Genomic DNA, 21,072 nt, shown 5'->3' with positions numbered 1-21,072 from the left:
AACACCCAAGGCATTTGATATTAAGAGGAGAATGTCCAGTGGACATTCGGAAAACTAAGCCAGAGCGCAGTGGAATAAAAAGGTACAAATAAAAAGATTTTATGTCTGAAGAAAGAGTAATAAGAATAAACAAGGTTTTAAGGGAATTCAATATTTCATTAGAAAGAGCAGTTGATTATCTGAAAGATAAAGGTATCGTCATTGATGCCAACCCGAATGCCAAGATTTCTGATGCTGAATACGGAATTCTTCAAAACCAATTTGCAGGCGATAAAGGGAATAAGGAAGCTTCTAAGGAAGTAGGCGAAGAAAAAAGAAAAGAAAAAGAAGCCTTGCGTTTAGAGCGCGAAAAGGAAATTGAAGACAAACGCAAAAGCGACGAAGAGCGTCAACGTCTGGAAGTTATCAAGGCCAAAGCGGTCGTAACTGGTCCTAAACAAATCGGGACTATAGACCTAAATCCTGTTAAACCTGCTCCTAAAAAAGCGGAACCTGTTGCTGAAAAACAAGAGGTGGTTAAGCAAGAAGTCATTAAAGACGAAGCCCCTGTAGAAGCTGAAAAAACTGCAACTGTAGTTCCAAATGAAGCCCCTGCCGATGAATCTATTACTACACAATATCAAAAACTTTCAGGAGCTACTTTAACAGGACAAACCATTGATTTGTCGCAGTTTGAGAAGCCTAAAAAGAAAAAAGAAGATCCAAAGATTACCCCTAACAAACCTGGTGTTAATGCCAATAATGCCAATGCGAATAAGAACAAAAGAAAACGCATACCGCCTAAACCAGGTGAGGCAAGACCGGGAGGAACAGCCAATGCAGGTGGTCCAAATCCGAACAGAATCTCTCCAAACACAGGAAACAGAGACAGCAAACCTGGCTTCGTAAAAGGAAACAGACCTGCTATTGTTGCCAAGGTAGAGCCAACAGAAGAGGAAGTTAAAAACCAAATCCGTGAGACTCTAGAGAAACTCCAAGGGAAAGGTGGAAAATCAAAAGCGGCTAAATACAGACGTGATAAAAGGGAAACGCACCGTCAGAAATCCGATGACGAACAAAGAGCGATTGAAGAAGGCAGCAAAACCATCAAAGTAACGGAATTTGTTACTGTTGGAGAAATTGCCACGATGATGGATGTGCCGATTACCAAAGTGATTGGAACTTGTATGTCATTAGGAATCATGGTAACGATGAACCAACGTCTCGACGCTGAAACATTAACCATCGTTGCAGACGAATTTGGTTATGAAGTAGAATTCATCACTACGGAATTAGAAGATTCTATACAGGTTGAACAAGACCGCGAAGAAGATTTGGTAACCCGCGCACCTATTGTAACCGTTATGGGTCACGTCGATCACGGAAAAACCTCATTACTCGATTATATCCGTAAGGAAAACGTTATTGCCGGCGAATCAGGAGGAATTACCCAACACATTGGTGCTTATGGTGTAACGCTGGATAACGGACAAAAAATTGCATTTCTTGATACGCCAGGACACGAAGCTTTTACGGCGATGCGTGCCCGTGGAGCCCAAGTAACCGATATCGCGATTATTGTGATTGCGGCGGATGATGATATCATGCCACAAACCAAAGAAGCCATCAGCCATGCTCAGGCAGCGGGTGTCCCAATCATTTTTGCCATCAATAAGATTGATAAACCGAATGCGAACCCTGAAAAAATCAAGGAACGACTTGCCGGTATGAATTTGCTCGTAGAAGATTGGGGTGGAAAAATCCAGTCGCACGACATCTCTGCAAAATCAGGAATTGGAGTGAAAGAATTGCTTGAAAAAGTTTTATTGGAAGCTGAGATTTTAGATTTGAAATCAAACCCAAACAAATTTGCTTCAGGAACCGTAGTCGAGGCTTTCTTAGATAAAGGAAAAGGATATGTGTCTACGATTTTAGTTCAAAACGGAACTTTAAAAGTAGGCGATTATATGTTGGCAGGAAAGCATCATGGTAAAATTAAAGCCATGCATGACGAACGCGGACACGTGGTTAAAGAAGCGGGTCCATCAACTCCAGTTTCGGTTTTAGGATTGGATGGCGCTGCGACAGCCGGTGACAAATTCAACGTTTTTGAAGACGAAAGAGAAGCCAAAGCGATTGCCGCCAAACGAACCCAATTGATGCGTGAGCAATCCGTAAGAACTCAGCGTCACATTACGCTGGCAGAAATTGGAAGACGTATCGCTTTAGGGCAGTTTAAAGAATTGAACATCATCCTCAAAGGTGACGTGGATGGTTCTGTAGAAGCCTTGTCAGATTCGTTCTCGAAATTATCTACAGAAGAAATACAAATCAATATCATTCATAAAGGTGTTGGAGCGATTACCGAAACTGACGTAATGTTGGCTTCCGCTTCCGATGCGATTATTATAGGATTCAACGTTCGTCCTGCAGGAAACGCCAGACAATTGGCGGATAAAGAAGAAATCGATATCCGTAATTACTCAATCATCTATGATGCGATTGACGATTTAAGAGATGCGATGGAAGGCATGCTTTCTCCGGAAATGAAAGAAGAAATCACCGGAACTGCAGAAATCAGGGAAATCTTCAAAATATCCAAAGTCGGATCGATTGCAGGTTGTATGGTAACCGATGGTAAGATTAGCAGAAACTCGAAAGTGAGAATTATTCGCGAAGGCGTGGTAGTATTTACTGGAGAACTAGTGGCTTTAAAACGATTTAAAGACGACGTAAAAGAAGTTTCTAAAGGTTATGACTGTGGTATTCAGATCAAAAATTACAACGATATTGAAGAGCGTGATCTTATCGAAGCGTTCCAGGAAGTTGCCGTTAAGAAAAAACTGAAATAACAGTTACTTTATTAAAGTAGCCCAAATAAAAAAAGCGTCCGAATTAGGACGCTTTTTTTATGATTAAAAACCAAAATATATTATTTGTTCGGCTTGATCAAAAAGGCATTCGGATACTTTTTTTTGAGCTCTGCCAAATTGCGTTCAGATTCAATTCTTGATTTGAAATTACCAATCCATACTTTATAAGTTGGCGTGCTAAAAACGATGGTTCCGTCGTAATTTTTGTACTCTTTTCTAAAATCGCTTAGGGTCTTTTTTGCCGTTTCGCTATCACCATTAAAAATCTGAATTTTATAGCGGTCATTGATGGTAATCGAAGCGTTAATTTTTCTTTTTTCATTTAACAGCTGTTCGAATTTCGGATCTTGGGTGAACGACAAATTTCCGTCCTGTGCGTATAAATTTATGCAACTTATGCCTAAAAATGAAGCGGTTAAAAAGGCGTTTCTGATTGTTAAAATTCTCATAAAGCGGTGATTTTTATACAAATGTACTATTTCTTAAATTAAACAAAACAACAAACATTATTTAGAATTAATATAAATTGATATTTAAGGGTATTTTAAGGTTTTAAGAATAGTTCATTAATTGTATTTTTGTCCAAGTTTTCAAACAAGGTGTCAATAAATACTGAATATTCAGTGTGAAGTTTCCGCCATTTTTAGTCGATAATCATTCAAAATATGAAAAAAGTGGGTAACCATAATTCGATTTCAAGAATTTATATTTTTAGTTTAGCATTTTTGCTAACGTTCTCCTTAACTTCCATAGCACAAAATCCCGCACCGGCAACCGCCGCTACTACAGCGCCCGCCGCTCCAGCTGCAGCTGCAACCGGAGGAGGTGATGCCGTGAAAGGAAAAGAATTGTTCAACACGAATTGTGCGGCTTGTCACAAACTCGATGCAAAGTCTACAGGGCCTGCCTTGCGAGGTGTTGCTGGCAAACACGACATGGCCTGGATCTACAAATGGGTTCACAACAGTTCTGAGATGATCAAATCAGGAGATGCGGCTGCCGTGAAACTTTTTGCGGAGAACAACAATGCGGTGATGACGGCATTTCCGCAATTATCAGAAGCTGATATTGATAATATTATCGCTTATACTTCAGAGCCAAAAGCTGAGCCTGTAGCAGCACTTCCAACAGCCGGAGCTGCTGGTGGAGCAGAGAACAATGTTGGTGGGGTTTCGAATGATTTGATTTTATTCGCGCTTGCCCTTGTGATGCTGATGTTGGTCGTGATGTTAGTGATGGTCAACCGAGTGTTGTCTAGAATTGCTAAATCAAACGGCATTGAAGTGGAGGCAAAAGAGCCGACTACACCAATCTGGAAAGCTTTCGCAAGAAACCAATTTTTAGTTTTAGTGACTTCGATATTTTTGATTTTGGCCAGCGGATATTATGTTTATGGCTATTTAATGCAAATTGGTGTTGATCAAAATTATGAGCCAATCCAACCGATTCATTATTCTCACAGAATCCACGCAGGAAGTAACGGAATCAATTGTAAATATTGTCACTCCGCAGCACGTGTGAGCAAAAATGCAGGAATCCCTTCCTTGAATGTTTGTATGAACTGCCACAAGAATATTGCTGAAGTTTCAGATACTACAGCTACTCCAGAGCATTCAAAAGCTTTCTACGATGGAGAAATCCAGAAATTATATGCGGCTGTTGGTTGGGATCAATCCACTCAAAAGTATACCGGAAAAACACAACCTGTGAAATGGGTTCGTATTCACAACTTGCCTGATTTCGTTTATTTCAACCACGCACAACACGTTACCGTTGGAGGCGTTGAATGTCAGACTTGCCACGGTCCGGTTCAGACTTATGAGGTTCAAAAACAATTTGCTCCACTTACGATGGGTTGGTGTATTGAATGCCACAGAAAAACCGATGTCAAAATGGAAGGCAACGAATACTACACTAAAATTCACGAAGAACTTTCCAAAAAATACGGCGTAGACAAATTGACTGCGGCGCAAATGGGTGGTCTGGAATGCGGTAAATGCCACTACTAATCGAAATTATTAAGAAGCTAAATATTTATATATAATATGTCATCAAACAAAAAATACTGGAAAAGTGTTGAAGAACTAAACGAAAATAGTTCTATTGTTGAGGCACTTAGAAATAACGAATTTGTTGAGGAAATTCCAACTAACGAATTTTTGAGTGATGCAGAATCGCTTTCGACTTCTTCAACGACACGTCGTGATTTCTTAAAGTACGTCGGATTTAGCACCGCTGCCGCAACATTGGCCGCTTGTGAAGGTCCAGTTCATAAATCGATTCCTTATGTACTTCAACCGGAACAAATCATCCCGGGCGTTGCCGATTATTACGCAACTTCTGTTTTTGATGGTTTTGATTTTGCTAATTTATTAGTAAAAACCCGTGAAGGCCGTCCTATCAAAATAGACAACAACACGATGCCGGGTGCAAAATTTGCAGCCAATGCCAGAATCCATGCTTCGATACTTTCTTTGTATGACAGCATGCGTTTGAAGCAACCAAAAATTGCAGGTAAAAGCGCTACTTGGGCTGATGTTGATGCCAAAATAAAAGCAAGTCTTGCGGCTGCTAAAACAAGCGGAAAACAAACCGTTTTGTTGACCAGTACTTTAGCAAGCCCTTCTACTGAAAAACTAATCGCCGATTTTATTGCTAAAAACCCAAATGCCAAACACGTCGTTTACGATGCGGTTTCTTCATCAGAAGCTTTAGATGCTTTTGAAACGGTTTATGGCGAAAGAGCTTTAGTCGATTATGATTTCTCAAAAGCTTCTTTAATTGTTTCAGTGGGTGCTGATTTCCTTGGCGATTGGCAAGGTGGAAGCTATGACAGAGGTTACGCTCAAGGAAGAATCCCAAAAAATGGAAAAATGTCACGTCATTTCCAATTGGAAGCGAACATGACTTTATCCGGAGCTGCAGCTGACAAACGTATCCCGATGACGGTAGCAAATCAGAAACAAGCTTTGGTGAAAATATACAATATCGTTACAAATTCGTCGGTAGGAACTGACAAAATCGCTAACGAAGAAGCCGTCATCAAAGCAGCGCAACAATTAAAAGCAGCTGGTTCTAAAGGCGTTTTGGTTTCCGGAATCCAAGATAAAAATGCACAAATGTTGGTTTTGGCAATCAACCAAGCGTTAGGAAGTGAAGCTTTCTCAACCGCAGGAACCCGTCAAATCAGAAAAGGATCGAGTGAAAAAATGAAGCAATTCCTCGCCGATATGAAAGCAGGAAATGTACATACTTTGATCATGAGCGGTGTGAATCCGGTTTACACTTTGTCGAATAGCGAAGAATTCGTTTCGGCTTTGAAAAAAGTATCGCTTTCGGTAGCCTTTTCATTGAAAGAAGACGAAACCGCTTCCGTTGCTACCATCGCTGCTGCTGCACCACATTATTTAGAATCATGGAATGACGTTTCGATTGTGAAAGGTTCTTATGGAATCACACAGCCAACGATTCGTCCTTTATTCGATACCAAACAATTCCAAGAAGCTTTGATGTCTTGGAACGGAACTTCAGGAACATACTACGATTATTTAAGAACAAATGCAGCTACTATAATTTCAGGCGCAACTTGGAATAAAGTATTGCACGACGGAATCTATGTCGGCGCTTCAGCTGCCGCTTCTGGTGGTTCTGCTGATTTTGCTTCCGCTGCGAGTATTTTGGCTGGTGCTAAAAGCGCTGCCGGATATGAATTGGTTTTATACACTAAAACCGGTTTGGGTGACGGACAGCAAGCGAACAACCCTTGGTTGCAGGAATTTCCTGATCCGATTACAAGAGTTTCTTGGGACAACTACGTAACGGTTTCGAGGGCTGATGCTGAAAAGCTAGGATTGGAAAACCACAATGTTGCTAATGGTGGTTTGAATGGAAGCTATGCTACACTAACCGTTAACGGAAAAACATTAGACAACGTTCCTGTAATTATCCAACCAGGACAAGCTGTAGGAACTTTAGGTTTGGCTTTTGGTTACGGAAAGAAAGCAGCTTTAAAAGAAGAAATGCAAGTAGGTGTTAACGCTTACACTTTATATAATAATTTCAATAACGTTCAATCGGTATCAATTAAGAAAGCGGCTGGCGAGCATGAATTTGCTTGCGTACAATCGCAAAAAACCTTAATGGGCCGTGGCGATATCATCAAAGAAACGACTTTGGAAATCTTCAATACGAAAGATGCTGAAGTTTGGAACGAACAACCGATGGTTTCTCTGGATCACCAGGAAGTTGCCGCTACTACTGTAGATTTATGGGCTACTTTTGACCGTTCTGTCGGACATCACTTCAATTTATCAATTGACTTGAACGCCTGTACTGGTTGTGGCGCCTGCGTTATTGCTTGTCACGCGGAGAACAACGTTCCTGTCGTAGGAAAATCGGAAGTAAGAAGAAGCCGCGATATGCACTGGTTGCGTATCGACCGATATTATTCTTCTGAAGATACTTTCGCACAAGACGATGAGAAAAAAGAAAACTTCAAAGGATTGTTCGGAGACAAAGGTTCATTGGGCGGTTTCGGTCAAATGGAACATCCGAATGACAACCCTCAGGTAGCCTTCCAGCCGGTAATGTGCCAGCACTGTAACCACGCACCTTGTGAAACCGTTTGTCCTGTTGCTGCAACATCACACAGCCGTCAAGGTCAAAACCACATGGCTTACAACAGATGTGTAGGTACAAGATATTGCGCCAACAACTGCCCTTATAAAGTACGTCGTTTCAACTGGTTCTTATACAGCAAAAACAACGAATTCGATTACCATATGAATGACGATTTAGGACGTATGGTCTTGAATCCTGATGTGAACGTTCGTTCGCGTGGGGTGATGGAAAAATGTTCAATGTGTATCCAAATGACGCAAGCTACAATCCTTAGCGCAAAACGCGACGGAAGAGCGATTAAAGATGGTGAATTCCAAACGGCATGTTCTGCCGCCTGTACTTCCGGAGCTATGGTTTTCGGTGACGTCAATGACGAAGCAAGCCAGGTGAAAGCATTGTCTGAAGAAGAAAGAATGTACCACTTATTGGAGCACGTAGGAACCAAACCGAATGTGTTTTACCACGTGAAAGTCAGAAATACTTAAGAAAAAATTAAAATCAATTTAAAGGATTATGTCTCATATATACGATTCAAGTATTAGAAAACCTTTAGTTATCGGTGATAAAACCTATCACGACGTAACAGTAGATGTCGCTGCCCCAGTTGAAGGGAAAGCCAACAAACATTGGTGGATTGTATTTTCAATTGCATTAGCCGCGTTCCTTTGGGGATTAGGTTGCATCATATACACCATTTCTACCGGTATCGGAACTTGGGGATTGAACAAAACAGTAGGTTGGGCGTGGGATATCACGAACTTCGTTTGGTGGGTAGGTATTGGTCACGCGGGAACGTTAATCTCCGCAGTACTTTTATTGTTCCGCCAACGATGGAGAATGGCGATCAACCGATCTGCGGAAGCGATGACGATTTTCTCGGTAATACAGGCAGGTTTGTTCCCGATCATCCACATGGGCCGTCCTTGGTTAGCCTATTGGGTATTGCCGATTCCAAACCAATTCGGTTCGCTTTGGGTCAACTTCAACTCACCATTGCTTTGGGACGTATTCGCCATCTCGACTTACCTTTCGGTTTCACTTGTGTTCTGGTGGACAGGACTTTTGCCTGACTTCGCGATGATTCGTGACCGCGCGGTGAATCCATTCCAAAAAAGAATTTACTCGATCTTAAGTTTCGGGTGGAGCGGTAGAGCTAAAGATTGGCAACGTTTCGAAGAAGTTTCTTTGGTCCTTGCAGGTTTGGCCACACCACTGGTACTTTCCGTACACACCATCGTATCGATGGACTTCGCCACCTCGGTCATTCCTGGTTGGCATACTACAATCTTCCCGCCGTACTTCGTTGCAGGAGCGGTATTCTCAGGATTTGCGATGGTAAACACACTGCTTATCATCATGAGAAAAGTTTCAAACCTAGAAGCATACATCACCATCCAACATATCGAATTGATGAACATTATCATCATGATTACCGGTTCTATCGTTGGGGTTGCGTATATCACAGAGTTATTCATCGCTTGGTATTCTGGAGTAGAGTATGAACAATACGCATTCTTGAACAGAGCTACCGGACCTTACTGGTGGGCTTACTGGTCGATGATGACTTGTAACGTATTCTCTCCGCAATTCATGTGGTTCAAAAAATTAAGAACGAGCATTATGTTCTCTTTCATCATCTCGATTGTCGTAAACATCGGAATGTGGTTTGAGCGTTTTGTAATCATCGTGACTTCCTTACACAGAGATTATCTTCCATCATCCTGGACGATGTTTTCACCAACATTCGTCGATATTGGAATATTCATAGGTACTATCGGTTTCTTCTTTGTTTTATTCTTATTGTATGCACGTACCTTCCCGGTAATTGCACAAGCAGAGGTTAAGACGATTTTGAAAGCGACAGGCGAAAATTATATCAGAGAAAGAGAAGCACATAAACATTCACATCATGAGTAATAAAGTTATTTACGCCATTTATAATGACGATGACACTTTGATGGATGCTGTCAAAAAGACCAAAGCAGCACACCACCATATTGAAGAAGTTTTCACGCCATTCCCGGTTCACGGTTTGGATAAAGCGATGGGGATTGCCCCGACAAGGATTGCGATCTGCGCTTTTATCTATGGTTTGTGCGGACTTTCTTTTGGAACCTGGATGATGAATTATGTCATGATCATGGACTGGCCTCAGGATATCGGAGGTAAGCCAAGTTTCAGCTATATCCAGAATATGCCTTCTTTCGTGCCGATCATGTTCGAGGAAACCGTATTCTTTGCAGCCCACTTAATGGTAATCACTTTTTATATGAGAAGCAGATTGTGGCCATTCAAAGCAGCTGAAAACCCAGATGTAAGAACTACTGATGACCACTTCCTGATGGAAGTTGCCGTTAACAATAACGAAAGTGAACTGGTTTCATTTTTCCAAAGCACAGGAGCAGTAGAAGTTAAAGTAATTGAAAAGCATGATTAGTCTTATGAAAAGCATCTATAAAATATCACTTTTAGTTTGTACGGCTGTTTTTGTTTCGTCTTGCCACAACAATGCGAGCCCGAACTACCAGTACATGCCGAATATGTATGAGTCGGTAGGTTATGAAACGTATTCTGAATCGAATGCTTTTAAAAACGGTAAAGAAGGCCAACTACCTGTCGACGGAACCATCAACAGAGGATATGAAGTATACGAATATCCTAACACCACAGCAGGTTTAGAGGCAGCAAGAGCATCTTTAAAATCGCCACTTGATTCAACAGCTGTAGATATGGACAAAGCGAAAGAACTTTTCGACATCTATTGCGCGATTTGTCATGGTACTGCGGGTGACGGAAAAGGAAAATTAGTCACGCAAGGGAAATTCCTTGGGGTGCCTAGTTACAAAGACAGACCGATTACTGAAGGCAGCGTGTTCCACGTACAGACTTATGGTTTGAACTCCATGGGTTCTTATGCTAATCAATTGAATACGCATGAGCGTTGGTTGGTTGCATCGTACGTGATGAAACTTAAAAGCGAATAATAATTGTAGAACAAACTGATCTTAATAGATATGTATACATTTTCAAGTAAATTAAAAACATTCTCCTTCATCCTGATGATCGTCGGTATCCTTGGGATTGGATATGGTTTTTTAACTGCGCCAAAAACAAATGAGGACGTTGAGAAAATCTTAGCGGCTAATGAGCATGGAGGCCACCACGCAGAAGCTGCTCATGAAACTGAAGCTCCTAAGGCAGAAGCCACTCATGAAGCCAATGCAGCCGTTGCTCACGACACTGTAAAAGCAGAAACTAAAGTGGCTGTAACAGATTCGTTGGATAAACTGGCAGATACTACAAAAACGGAAGTTGCGGTTGTTGCTCCTGAAGTCGTAAAACACAAAGAAGAGAAAACCGTTTCTGAAGCGGATGCTCACAAAGCACACGAAGCGCACTTAGAACATGTATTACACCAATTGCAAAACAAACCTTGGTCCGCTTTATATGTTGCTTGTATTTTCTTCATGTTAATTACTATGGGTGTTTTAGCCTTTTATGCGATTCAACAAGTTGCACAAGCAGGTTGGTCTCCGGTTTTGTTTAGAGTGATGCAAGGAATCACAGCTTATTTACCGGTTGGTTCTGTGATATTCTTTTTACTATTGATTTTGTGCGGTATGCATATGAACCACATGTTTCCATGGTTGGATCCTGCGGTAGTTGCTGAAGACAAAATCATCCAAAACAAAGCAGGTTATCTTAATTTCCCATTCTGGATTATCAGAGCTGCCATATTCTTGTTAGGCTGGAATTTATACCGTTATTTCTCAAGAAAAAACTGTTTGGCTCAGGACGAATCCAACGACAACAGTTTCTACAAAAAGAACTTCAACATTTCAGCCATGTTCTTAGTGTTCTTTATCGTAACCGAATCCATCATGTCTTGGGACTGGATTATGTCGCTTGACCCGCATTGGTTTAGTACATTATTCGGATGGTACGTTTTTGCCAGTTTCTTCGTAAGCGGTATTACTACGATTTGTATGATTACTTTATACTTGAAAGGCAAAGGATATTTAGAGCATGTGAACACAAGCCACATTCACGATTTAGCGAAATTCATGTTCGGTATCAGCGTATTCTGGACTTATTTATGGTTCTCACAATTCATGTTGATCTGGTATGCGAACATTCCTGAAGAGGTAACTTATTTCGTCACCAGAATCGAAAACTACAACCTTCCGTTCTTTGGAGCTGTCGTAATGAACTTTGTGTTCCCAATCCTAATCTTAATCAATACCGATTTCAAACGAATCACTTGGGTATTGGTCATGGCTGGAACCGTAATCTTATTAGGACATTACGTAGATTTCTTCAACATGATTATGCCAGCTACCGTTGGCGATCAGTGGTTCATTGGAGTTTCTGAAATCAGTTCGGTTCTGTTCTTCTTAGGGTTGTTCATCTTCGTAGTCTTCACAGCTTTAACCAAAGCGCCGTTGTTGCCGAAGAGAAACCCTTACATCGAAGAAAGTAAACATTTTCATTATTAATATTTAAAGTAAAAACAGATGACAAGTTTGTTGGTAATTATAGTTCTATTTTTATTATCAATTGCCTTATGGCAGTTAACAAAGATATTTGACTTAACGCAAGTAGGCGTAGGGTCTGATGATTCTGGTATTGCGAATGATAATGACAATAATGTTCAGGGATATTTGATGTTTGGCTTTTTGGCTTTCATTTACATATTCACCATTTATGGTTTGATCAAATGGGGAGATTTGCCACTTCATACGCCTGCATCTGCACATGGTGGTATGATTGATAATTTGATGAACATCACTTGGGTTCTAATTTTCATTGTACAAACCATCACCCAAGCATTACTTTATTATTTTGCTTTCAAATACAGAGGTAAACAAGACCAAAAGGCTTTATACTTTGCAGACAACAATAAATTGGAAGTCATCTGGAGTGTTATTCCAGCAGTAGTGTTAGCAGGTTTAATCCTTTACGGATTGTATGCATGGTCTAACATCATGTTTATTGACAAAGACGAAGACTCTATCGAAATCGAATTATACGCCCAACAATTCAAATGGACCGCAAGATATTCAGGAGACGATAACGTACTTGGAAAAGCCAACGTAAGATACATCGAAGGTGTAAATACTTTAGGTGTTGATTTGGCTGATCCGAACGCGCAAGATGATAAAGTAGTTACCGAATTGCACATTCCTAAAGGAAAAAAAATCCATTTTAAAATGCGTTCGCAAGACGTATTGCACTCAGCCTACATGCCACACTTCAGAGCGCAGATGAACTGTGTTCCCGGAATGGTAACAGAATTCGCCTTTACACCGATTTACACTACTGCTGAAATGAGAGAGATGCCTTTCATGCAGGAAAAAGTTGCCAGAATCAATGCTATTAGAACTAAGAAAAGTACTGAACTGGTAGCTGCCGGACAAACGGCTTTAGATCCTTACACTTTTGATTATTTATTGCTTTGTAATAAAATCTGCGGGGCTTCACACTACAATATGCAAATGAAAATTGTAGTAGACTCTCCAGAGGATTACAAAAAATGGTTGAAAGAAAAACCGACTTTAATCGAAGAGGTTAAAACAGCAACAGCTGCACCAGATGCAGGAGCAGGAAGTGCCAAACCGGCTGATTCAGCTGCGAAACCTGTTGAGGCTAAAATGATGGCTCAAGTCGTAAAAAAATAAAAATAAAATTTAATAAAGTATACATATTATGTCAGCAGAAGCTCTAGATCACGCACACGACCATGCCCATGATCATGATCACGAACATCACCATAAGGATACCTTCATCACCAAATATATCTTTTCTATTGATCACAAAATGATCGCCAGACAATATCTGATTACAGGTATTATTATGGGTATTATTGGTGTAGGTATGTCAATGCTTTTCAGAATGCAATTGGCATGGCCTGAAGAATCTTTTAAAATTTTCAACTTTTTATTAGGTGATAAATTTGCTCCAAACGGGGTAATGACTAATGATATCTATTTGGCTTTGGTAACGATTCACGGAACCATTATGGTATTCTTCGTATTGACGGCTGCCTTGAGTGGAACGTTTAGTAACCTATTGATTCCACTTCAGATTGGTGCAAGAGATATGGCCTCAGGATTCCTCAATATGGTTTCTTACTGGTTGTTCTTCACTTCGAGCGTTGTGATGGTTTGTTCTCTATTTGTAGAATCAGGACCAGCATCAGCAGGTTGGACGATTTATCCGCCTTTGAGTGCCTTGCCTCAAGCGATTGGTGGTTCAGGAGCAGGAATGACTTTATGGTTGGTTTCTATGGCGATATTCATTGCGTCTTCTTTGTTAGGATCTTTGAACTATATAGTAACAGTGCTTAACTTAAGAACCAAAGGAATGTCATTCACAAGATTGCCTCTTACCATTTGGGCTTTCTTCATCACAGCAGTTATCGGGGTAATTTCATTCCCTGTATTGTTGTCAGCAGCTTTATTGTTAATCATGGACAGAAGTTTCGGGACTTCATTCTTCTTGTCTGATATTTATATCGCTGGAGAGGTGTTACACTACCAAGGTGGTTCTCCGGTATTGTTCGAGCACTTGTTCTGGTTCTTAGGACACCCAGAGGTTTACATTGTATTGTTGCCGGCTTTAGGAATTACTTCCGAAGTGATTGCTACGAATTCGCGTAAACCAATCTTCGGTTACAGAGCCATGATCATGTCAATTATCGCGATTGCGTTTTTGTCAACGATTGTTTGGGGTCACCATATGTTTATGTCGGGGATGAATCCTTTCCTTGGTTCGGTATTTACCTTTACAACTTTATTGATTGCGATTCCATCTGCTGTAAAAGCATTCAACTACATCACGACACTTTGGAAAGGGAATTTGCAGATGAATCCTGCGATGTTATTCTCTATCGGATTGGTTTCTACTTTCATCACCGGAGGTTTAACAGGAATCATTCTTGGAGACAGTACCTTAGATATAAACGTACACGATACTTATTTCGTAGTAGCACACTTCCACTTGGTAATGGGTATTTCTGCTCTTTACGGAATGTTTGCCGGAATCTACCACTGGTTCCCAAAAATGTTCAAGCGTATGCTCAATAAGAACTTAGGTTATATCCACTTTTGGGTAACGGCGGTTTGTGCTTATGGCGTATTTTTCCCAATGCACTTTATCGGATTGGCCGGTTTGCCAAGACGTTATTATACCAATACGAACTTCCCATTGTTCGACGACCTTCAAAACGTAAACGTATTGATCACGACTTTCGCTTTAGTCGGAGGTGTATTCCAATTGGTGTTCTTGTTCAACTTCTTCTACAGTATTTTCTACGGAAAGAAAACGGTTCAGAACCCATGGAAATCGAATACTTTAGAATGGACAGCGCCTATCGAACACATCCACGGAAACTGGCCGGGAGAAATCCCTCACGTACACCGTTGGCCATATGATTACAGCAAACCAGGACATGACGATGATTTCGTTCCTCAGAATGTCCCGATGAAACCAGGCGAAGAACAATTGCACCACTAGTCTGTAAATACTTATAAAAAATGCCTTTCCTCATCGAAAGGCATTTTTATTTCTAGCCCAACTATTTCCTTATATTTGTAACATGAACGAGCATTTAGACCCCACAAATACCGGCTACAATCCCGAAGAACTTGATCTCGAAAAAAGACTGAGACCGCTTTCTTTCGATGATTTTTCCGGACAAGACCAAATCCTCGACAACCTCAAAGTATTTGTTGAAGCCGCCAACCAAAGGGCTGAAGCTTTAGACCATACTTTATTTCATGGCCCACCGGGATTGGGTAAAACCACATTGGCCAACATTCTCGCCAACGAATTGGGTGTGGGCATCAAAATCACTTCGGGTCCGGTACTCGACAAACCCGGAGACCTAGCCGGATTGCTGACCAACCTGGAAGACAGGGACGTGCTTTTTATTGACGAAATCCACCGATTGAGCCCGATTGTAGAAGAGTACCTGTATTCGGCCATGGAGGACTTTAAAATCGATATCATGATCGAGTCAGGCCCAAACGCTAGAACAGTCCAAATTAACCTTAATCCATTCACGCTCGTTGGCGCCACAACCCGTTCAGGATTGCTGACCGCACCGATGCGCGCGCGTTTCGGAATCCAAAGCCGATTACAATATTATACAACCGAATTATTAACCTCAATTGTGCAACGCAGTTCGATGATTCTCAAAATGCCGATCACGATGGAAGCCGCCATAGAAATCGCCGGAAGAAGCCGCGGAACACCTCGTATCGCCAACGCATTGTTACGCCGTGTACGCGATTTCGCCCAAATCAAAGGCAATGGTAAAATCGATATTGAGATCGCTCGTTATGCCTTAAAAGCGCTCAACGTAGATGCACACGGTCTCGACGAAATGGACAACAAAATCCTCACGACCATCATCGACAAATTCAAAGGCGGCCCGGTAGGTTTGTCCACTTTAGCGACAGCGGTTTCCGAAAGCAGCGAAACCATCGAGGAAGTCTACGAACCGTTTCTGATTCAGGAAGGCTTCATCATGCGCACGCCACGCGGACGCGAAGTCACTGAAAAGGCCTACAAGCATTTGGGTAAAATAAGAACCAATATTCAGGGCGGATTGTTCTAGGGCGTTACCCAAGGGTCGGGCTTTTCGCACTCGCTTTTTTTGTTTTGTGATCCCTGCGAAATCGGGAACTTATCATTAAAACAAAAAAGAGCTCAAACAATTGCTACAATCCCTAACGCATCAGACTAACGATGAACAATAAGGAAATTAATACGAAATTCATCAAATCCGAAGCGCAACGTCTCGGATTTTTGTCTTGCGGTATTTCCAAATCAGGTTTTCTCGAAGCAGAAGCGCCAAGGCTCGAACGTTGGCTCCACCAAAACCAGCACGGTCAAATGGCCTATATGGAAAACCATTTTGACAAACGACTGAATCCAAATCTACTTGTTGACGATGCCAAAAGTGTGGTGTCGCTGTTGCTCAATTATTATCCAACAGAAACCCAAGTTGAAAATACTTATAAGATTTCCAAATACGCCTACGGACAAGATTATCATTTTGTCATCAAAGAAAAACTTAACGAATTGTTGCATTCCATTCGCGAAAACATAGGTGAAGTTTCCGGTCGCGCTTTCGTAGATTCGGCCCCGGTGCTCGACAAAGCCTGGGCGGCCAAAAGCGGACTTGGTTGGATCGGCAAAAACAGCAACTTACTCACCAAAACCATCGGTTCATTCTATTTCATTGCAGAACTCGTCATTGATCTGGAACTCGATTATGACCATACGACAACCGACCATTGTGGTTCGTGCACGGCTTGCCTTGACGCTTGCCCAACCGAAGCCATTGTAGCGCCTTATGTGGTTGACGGCAGCAAATGCATTTCGTATTTCACGATCGAACTCAAAGACAATATTCCTGCAGAAATGAAAGGAAAATTTGACGATTGGGCTTTCGGTTGCGATATCTGCCAGGACGTTTGCCCATGGAACCGCTTTTCGAAAGCACACCAAGAACCGCTATTCGATCCTCATCCCGAACTCTTGTTAATGACCAAAAAAGATTGGGAAGAGATTACCGCCGATACGTTTCAAAAAGTATTTAAGAATTCTGCCGTCAAGCGCACTAAGTTCGAAGGGCTCAAACGCAATATTGATTTCCTAAAATAATTTAAGGAACAATCTTGTTTAGTTTCTTAAAGACGAACCGCGCACGATGATGCTCGTCGGAAGTTCCACGGTTTTGGGCTTGAAAATTACGCCGTCTTTGTGGCAAATCATTTCCTCCAACAAAATGGTAAAAGCAGCTACGCCCATGTCGTAACTCGGTTGGTCCACGGTGCTCAATTGTGGCGTCATCACCTGCGACATAAACCAATTGCTAAATCCAATGACCGCAATATCCTGAGGGATTTTAATGTTATTTTGGTTGCAATACGTCAAAACACCGACGGCCACCAAATCCGTAATTACAAAAATACCATCCACATCGGAATGTTCTCTGGTGATTTGTTCTGCAAAGGCCAAACCTTCCTCAAAAGTGACGTTTTTGCAGGTGTACACCAAACTCGAATCGTAAGGGATGTCGTTTTTTTCCAATGCTTTTTTATAACCCAAGAATCGGTCTATAGCGTTTTGCGGATTTACAGGACCTCGAATGTGTGCGATTTTTTTACAGCCTTGATCAATCAGATGTTGCACGGCCTCCATAGCGGCTTTTTGGTCGTTGATGATTACCTTCGAACTGGGGATTAGTTTCGAAATTTTATCGAACTGCACAAAAGGAATCTTGCGGTTTAGAATCTCTTTGATATGGTCGTCGTCGTTGGAATCGTTTGAAAGCGCCATCAAAATACCGTCAACGCGTTTGTTTATCAAAAGCGCGACTTGTTTCTTTTCCAATTCCAGCGATTCGTTTGATTGGAGAATGATTACGAGATAGCCGTTTTTTTCCGCTTCGGCGATGATGCCATTCACAATCCCTGAAAAAAAATGATGCACCACTTCAGGAATGATCAAACCAATCGTTTTCGATTCTTTGGTTCTAAGGTTTACAGCGAAAGAATTGGGCGTATATTGAAGTTTCTCAGCCAATGCAATGACGGCATTACGCGTTTTCTCACTGACATCAGGATAACTTTTTAATGCTTTTGACACCGTAGTAATCGAGATTCCGAGCGTTTCAGCAATTTCTTTGAGCGTCGTGTTTTTCATAGGACAAATATGGAAATAAAATATCACAAAAGTTTCGAAAACGTTTTCGGTGATTTCGAAAACGTTTTCGAAAAGATTATCTCATTTTTTAACAGTATAAAATCTAATTTCGAAATAAATAAACGCAATATTTAGTAATCAAACAATTTTAAACCATGAAAAAAACTACTTTGCTTATGAAAAGGCTCGGGCTGTTGGCGATGCTGCTGCTGTTTCATTGCGCCTTCTCGCAAAATGCACTGTCTGGTATCGTCTCCGATGCTAAAGGAAATCCGATTCCGGCAGTGAATGTTACCATTACCAATACCGGAAAAGGCACTTCAACCGATTCGGAAGGAAAATACACCTTTTCAAATCTTGCCAACGGCACTGTAGAAGTCGTGGCTTCATTCGTTGGGTTTAAAACCACAAAAATGAAAGTGGAAGTCGCGGGCAATACCATTCAGAACATTACCATGGCAGACGATGCCAATGTTTTGGATGATGTTGTGGTTACTGGGGTTGTCAATCCTAGAGCCAAAATCAAATCCAGTGTTTCGATTACCACTTTAGACGTCAAACAAGTGGAACAATCAGCGCCACGTTCGACTGCAGAGATTTTCAGAACCATTCCAGGGATACGTTCAGAGTCTTCAGGCGGTGAAGGAAATGCCAATATCGCGGTTCGCGGTGTGCCTATTTCTTCGGGCGGATCTAAATATTTACAACTTCAGGAAGATGGTTTGCCAGTGCTTTTATATGGCGACATCTCATTTGCTACTGCAGATATATTCACCCGTTTTGATGGGAATATTTCAAAAATTGAAGCAATCCGAGGTGGTTCTGCTTCAGTTTTGTCCTCGAATGCTCCGGGCGGAATCATCAATTTCATTAGCAAAACCGGTAAAACGGAAGGCGGTACGATGACCAGTAGTTTCGGATTGGATTACAACAATTTCAGAACCGATTTAGATTATGGTGCTAGAGTAGGCGATGGCTTGTATTTTCACGCCGGTGGTTTTTACAGAACCGGAGAAGGTGTCAGACAAACGGGCTTCAATGCCAACAACGGCGGACAAATTAAATTAAACCTTACCAAAGAGTTCGAAAAAGGATTTGTGACTGTGTATGCTAAATTCCTCAACGATAAAGCGGCGGCTTATATGCCTATGCCTGTAAAAGTAACCGGAACCAATTCGAATCCGACTTGGGGCAATGTCGATGGTTTTGATGCGACACATGGTGCTTTACAATCGATATATCTCACGCATGATTTAGGTCTTGGTCCAGACGGTCAATTGCGTCGTGCTTCGGTTAAAGATGGGATGAATCCCGTGTCAAAATCTATTGGAGCCAGCGCTTCATTCGATCTAGACAGCGACTGGAAAGTCACCGATAACATTCGTTATGCCTCGAACAAAGGATTGTTTATCGCTCCTTTTCCTGCAGAAGTAGGAACAGCTGCAGCGATTGCTGGTTCTTTTGGCACCGGCGCTACTTTATCTTATGCAGACAATGGTGCGGCATTCAATACGCCTAACGGTTTGGTAGCCAGAATTCACATGTTCGATACGCAATTGAACAATTTTGACAACTTCATGAACGATTTGCGATTGACTAAAAAGTTTGACAAAGTGGGCATCACCGCCGGATATTTCAAATCCATTCAGAACATTTCGATGTCCTGGTTGTGGAATTCTTATTTGCAGGAAGTGTCTGATGACAATCCTCGTTTGATTAATGTTTCTGACGCCGCAGGAAACTTACTTTCTGAAAACGGTTTGTATGCATACGGAACACCAGCATGGGGGAATTTGGCCAGAAACTACGACACGCAATACGATGTTACAGCGCCTTATGCCAACATTTCTTACGAAGCCACAGACAAACTTTCGCTCGAAGGCGGTCTGCGTTATGACAAAGGAAAAGTGACCGGATCTTTTGCCGGAGGAACTTCTAAAGCTTACGACATCAACAATGACGGTGTTATTTCAGCGCCGGAACAAAATGTGTTTGCGGTCAATAATGCCAAACCAACGACTGTTGATTACGATTACGATTACGTTTCTTATTCTGCAGGTGCCAATTATTTGTTGTCTGATACGCAATCAGTATTTGCGCGTTTCAGCCGCGGCGCTTCCGCTAAAGCCGATCGTATTTTGTTCGATTCCAGTATGAATTATTTGGATGGCGATAAAGTGAAAAACATCGATTACTTGACTCAGGCAGAAATCGGATACAAAAGAAAATTCACTAAAGGTTATTTGTACGCTACTTTATTCAACGCCATCACAAACGAAGAAGGCGGATTTGAAGCGACTTCCAACAGTTTCATCCAAAACGATTACAAATCTATGGGATTGGAATTGGAGACTTCTTACAATATGACGGACGATTTGAACCTACGCGGCGGTTTTACTTACACCAAAGCTGAAATTACTTCAGGCGGCAACGAAGGAAACGAGCCTAGAAGACAGCCTAAAATGATGTATAATTTCATTCCGACATATAAATTTTCTCAAAAGAAAAATACTTTAGGATTGAGTTTCATCGGACAAACGAAATCATACGCACAAGATTCTAATGATTTGGTGATGAATGGTTACGTGATTGTCAACGGTTTTGTTGAATTTGCCATTACCAAAGGATTGTCATTAAACGTTGCCGGCAATAACTTGTTCGACACTTTAGCGATTACTGAAGCTGAAGAAGGAAAAATTGTAGAGAATACCGTAAACTATGTAAGAGCGAGACCTTTGCCAGGACGATCTGTTTCGATGGCATTGTCCTACAGGTTCTAATAATAATTCAAGATGTTTTGTTTAGTTAACAATTCCTGTATTTTTATAATGCAGGAATTGTTTTTAATTTTTAATCCAGAAAACCATGATGTCGTTCAAAAAAA

At 41.4% G+C, this 21,072-nt stretch carries 14 protein-coding genes; 12 read left to right on the top strand and 2 right to left on the bottom strand.

What is annotated here, in order from left to right; all coding sequences use genetic code 11:
- Positions 1 to 101: 101 nt before the first annotated feature.
- A complete protein-coding gene (gene infB, locus Q0058_RS03305) occupies positions 102 to 2,831 on the top strand; it encodes a translation initiation factor IF-2 (protein ID WP_298221311.1) in 2,730 nt (909 codons plus the stop codon).
- Positions 2,832 to 2,911: 80 nt separating this feature from the next.
- Here infB and Q0058_RS03300 read toward each other — a convergent pair whose 3' ends face one another.
- Complete coding sequence (locus Q0058_RS03300) at positions 2,912 to 3,301, bottom strand: SPOR domain-containing protein (protein WP_298221310.1); 390 nt, start codon at positions 3,299 to 3,301, stop codon at positions 2,912 to 2,914.
- Positions 3,302 to 3,517: 216 nt separating this feature from the next.
- On the opposite strand from Q0058_RS03300, the gene Q0058_RS03295 reads away from it, so the two are divergent.
- The 10 genes from Q0058_RS03295 (at position 3,518) to queG (ending at position 17,144) form a co-directional block, all read left to right on the top strand.
- Entirely contained in the window at positions 3,518 to 4,861 is a 1,344-nt protein-coding gene (locus tag Q0058_RS03295; RefSeq protein ID WP_298221309.1) for a c-type cytochrome, read from the top strand.
- 36 nt (positions 4,862 to 4,897) lie between these two features.
- Positions 4,898 to 7,957: a TAT-variant-translocated molybdopterin oxidoreductase gene (locus Q0058_RS03290; RefSeq protein ID WP_298221308.1), complete on the top strand. Its 3,060-nt coding sequence runs from the start codon at positions 4,898 to 4,900 to the stop codon at positions 7,955 to 7,957.
- A gap of 28 nt (positions 7,958 to 7,985) precedes the next feature.
- Entirely contained in the window at positions 7,986 to 9,389 is a 1,404-nt protein-coding gene (nrfD, locus tag Q0058_RS03285) for an NrfD/PsrC family molybdoenzyme membrane anchor subunit (protein ID WP_298221307.1), read from the top strand.
- Positions 9,382 to 9,909 carry a DUF3341 domain-containing protein gene (locus Q0058_RS03280; protein ID WP_298221306.1) on the top strand — a complete coding sequence of 176 codons (528 nt, stop codon included), beginning with the start codon at positions 9,382 to 9,384 and terminating at the stop codon, positions 9,907 to 9,909. Before nrfD ends, Q0058_RS03280 begins: the two co-directional genes overlap by 8 nt.
- A 4-nt stretch (positions 9,910 to 9,913) precedes the next feature.
- Positions 9,914 to 10,456, top strand: coding sequence for a cytochrome c (locus Q0058_RS03275; protein ID WP_298221305.1), 543 nt, complete (start codon positions 9,914 to 9,916; stop codon positions 10,454 to 10,456).
- Positions 10,457 to 10,486: 30 nt separating this feature from the next.
- On the top strand, positions 10,487 to 11,968 hold the full coding sequence (locus Q0058_RS03270) for a quinol:cytochrome C oxidoreductase (RefSeq protein WP_298221304.1): 1,482 nt from the start codon (positions 10,487 to 10,489) through the stop codon (positions 11,966 to 11,968).
- Positions 11,969 to 11,986: 18 nt separating this feature from the next.
- The gene (locus Q0058_RS03265; RefSeq protein WP_298221303.1) at positions 11,987 to 13,150 is read left to right on the top strand and encodes a cytochrome c oxidase subunit II; all 1,164 of its coding nucleotides are present in this window, start codon (positions 11,987 to 11,989) and stop codon (positions 13,148 to 13,150) included.
- A gap of 28 nt (positions 13,151 to 13,178) precedes the next feature.
- Complete coding sequence (locus Q0058_RS03260) at positions 13,179 to 14,987, top strand: cbb3-type cytochrome c oxidase subunit I (RefSeq protein WP_298221302.1); 1,809 nt, start codon at positions 13,179 to 13,181, stop codon at positions 14,985 to 14,987.
- Positions 14,988 to 15,069: 82 nt separating this feature from the next.
- Positions 15,070 to 16,092, top strand: a complete 1,023-nt coding sequence (ruvB, locus tag Q0058_RS03255; RefSeq protein WP_298221301.1) for a Holliday junction branch migration DNA helicase RuvB — start codon at positions 15,070 to 15,072, stop codon at positions 16,090 to 16,092.
- A 131-nt stretch (positions 16,093 to 16,223) separates the two neighbouring features.
- Positions 16,224 to 17,144, top strand: coding sequence for a tRNA epoxyqueuosine(34) reductase QueG (queG, locus tag Q0058_RS03250; RefSeq protein WP_298221300.1), 921 nt, complete (start codon positions 16,224 to 16,226; stop codon positions 17,142 to 17,144).
- A gap of 18 nt (positions 17,145 to 17,162) precedes the next feature.
- On the opposite strand, the gene Q0058_RS03245 is transcribed toward queG, so the two are convergent.
- Positions 17,163 to 18,188: a LacI family DNA-binding transcriptional regulator gene (locus Q0058_RS03245; protein WP_298221299.1), complete on the bottom strand. Its 1,026-nt coding sequence runs from the start codon at positions 18,186 to 18,188 to the stop codon at positions 17,163 to 17,165.
- A gap of 155 nt (positions 18,189 to 18,343) precedes the next feature.
- Here Q0058_RS03245 and Q0058_RS03240 point away from each other — a divergent pair, with 155 nt between their 5' ends.
- Positions 18,344 to 20,968 carry a TonB-dependent receptor gene (locus Q0058_RS03240; protein WP_298221298.1) on the top strand — a complete coding sequence of 875 codons (2,625 nt, stop codon included), beginning with the start codon at positions 18,344 to 18,346 and terminating at the stop codon, positions 20,966 to 20,968.
- Positions 20,969 to 21,072 lie beyond the last annotated feature (104 nt).

Origin of the sequence: Flavobacterium sp., from assembly GCF_027484705.1 — a bacterium.
Classification (GTDB): domain Bacteria; phylum Bacteroidota; class Bacteroidia; order Flavobacteriales; family Flavobacteriaceae; genus Flavobacterium.
Note: the sequence above shows the minus strand (reverse complement) of the source record. Positions and strands in the feature narration are given on the sequence as shown.

Bases quoted from the DNA above. Each gene is read 5' to 3' on its own strand.
- infB (WP_298221311.1), top strand. From the start codon at position 102: ATGTCTGAAGAAAGAGTAATAAGAATAAACAAGGTTTTAAGGGAATTC.
- Q0058_RS03300 (WP_298221310.1), bottom strand. From the start codon at position 3,301: ATGAGAATTTTAACAATCAGAAACGCCTTTTTAACCGCTTCATTTTTA.
- Q0058_RS03295 (WP_298221309.1), top strand. From the start codon at position 3,518: ATGAAAAAAGTGGGTAACCATAATTCGATTTCAAGAATTTATATTTTT.
- Q0058_RS03290 (WP_298221308.1), top strand. From the start codon at position 4,898: ATGTCATCAAACAAAAAATACTGGAAAAGTGTTGAAGAACTAAACGAA.
- nrfD (WP_298221307.1), top strand. From the start codon at position 7,986: ATGTCTCATATATACGATTCAAGTATTAGAAAACCTTTAGTTATCGGT.
- Q0058_RS03280 (WP_298221306.1), top strand. From the start codon at position 9,382: ATGAGTAATAAAGTTATTTACGCCATTTATAATGACGATGACACTTTG.
- Q0058_RS03275 (WP_298221305.1), top strand. From the start codon at position 9,914: ATGAAAAGCATCTATAAAATATCACTTTTAGTTTGTACGGCTGTTTTT.
- Q0058_RS03270 (WP_298221304.1), top strand. From the start codon at position 10,487: ATGTATACATTTTCAAGTAAATTAAAAACATTCTCCTTCATCCTGATG.
- Q0058_RS03265 (WP_298221303.1), top strand. From the start codon at position 11,987: ATGACAAGTTTGTTGGTAATTATAGTTCTATTTTTATTATCAATTGCC.
- Q0058_RS03260 (WP_298221302.1), top strand. From the start codon at position 13,179: ATGTCAGCAGAAGCTCTAGATCACGCACACGACCATGCCCATGATCAT.
- ruvB (WP_298221301.1), top strand. From the start codon at position 15,070: ATGAACGAGCATTTAGACCCCACAAATACCGGCTACAATCCCGAAGAA.
- queG (WP_298221300.1), top strand. From the start codon at position 16,224: ATGAACAATAAGGAAATTAATACGAAATTCATCAAATCCGAAGCGCAA.
- Q0058_RS03245 (WP_298221299.1), bottom strand. From the start codon at position 18,188: ATGAAAAACACGACGCTCAAAGAAATTGCTGAAACGCTCGGAATCTCG.
- Q0058_RS03240 (WP_298221298.1), top strand. From the start codon at position 18,344: ATGAAAAAAACTACTTTGCTTATGAAAAGGCTCGGGCTGTTGGCGATG.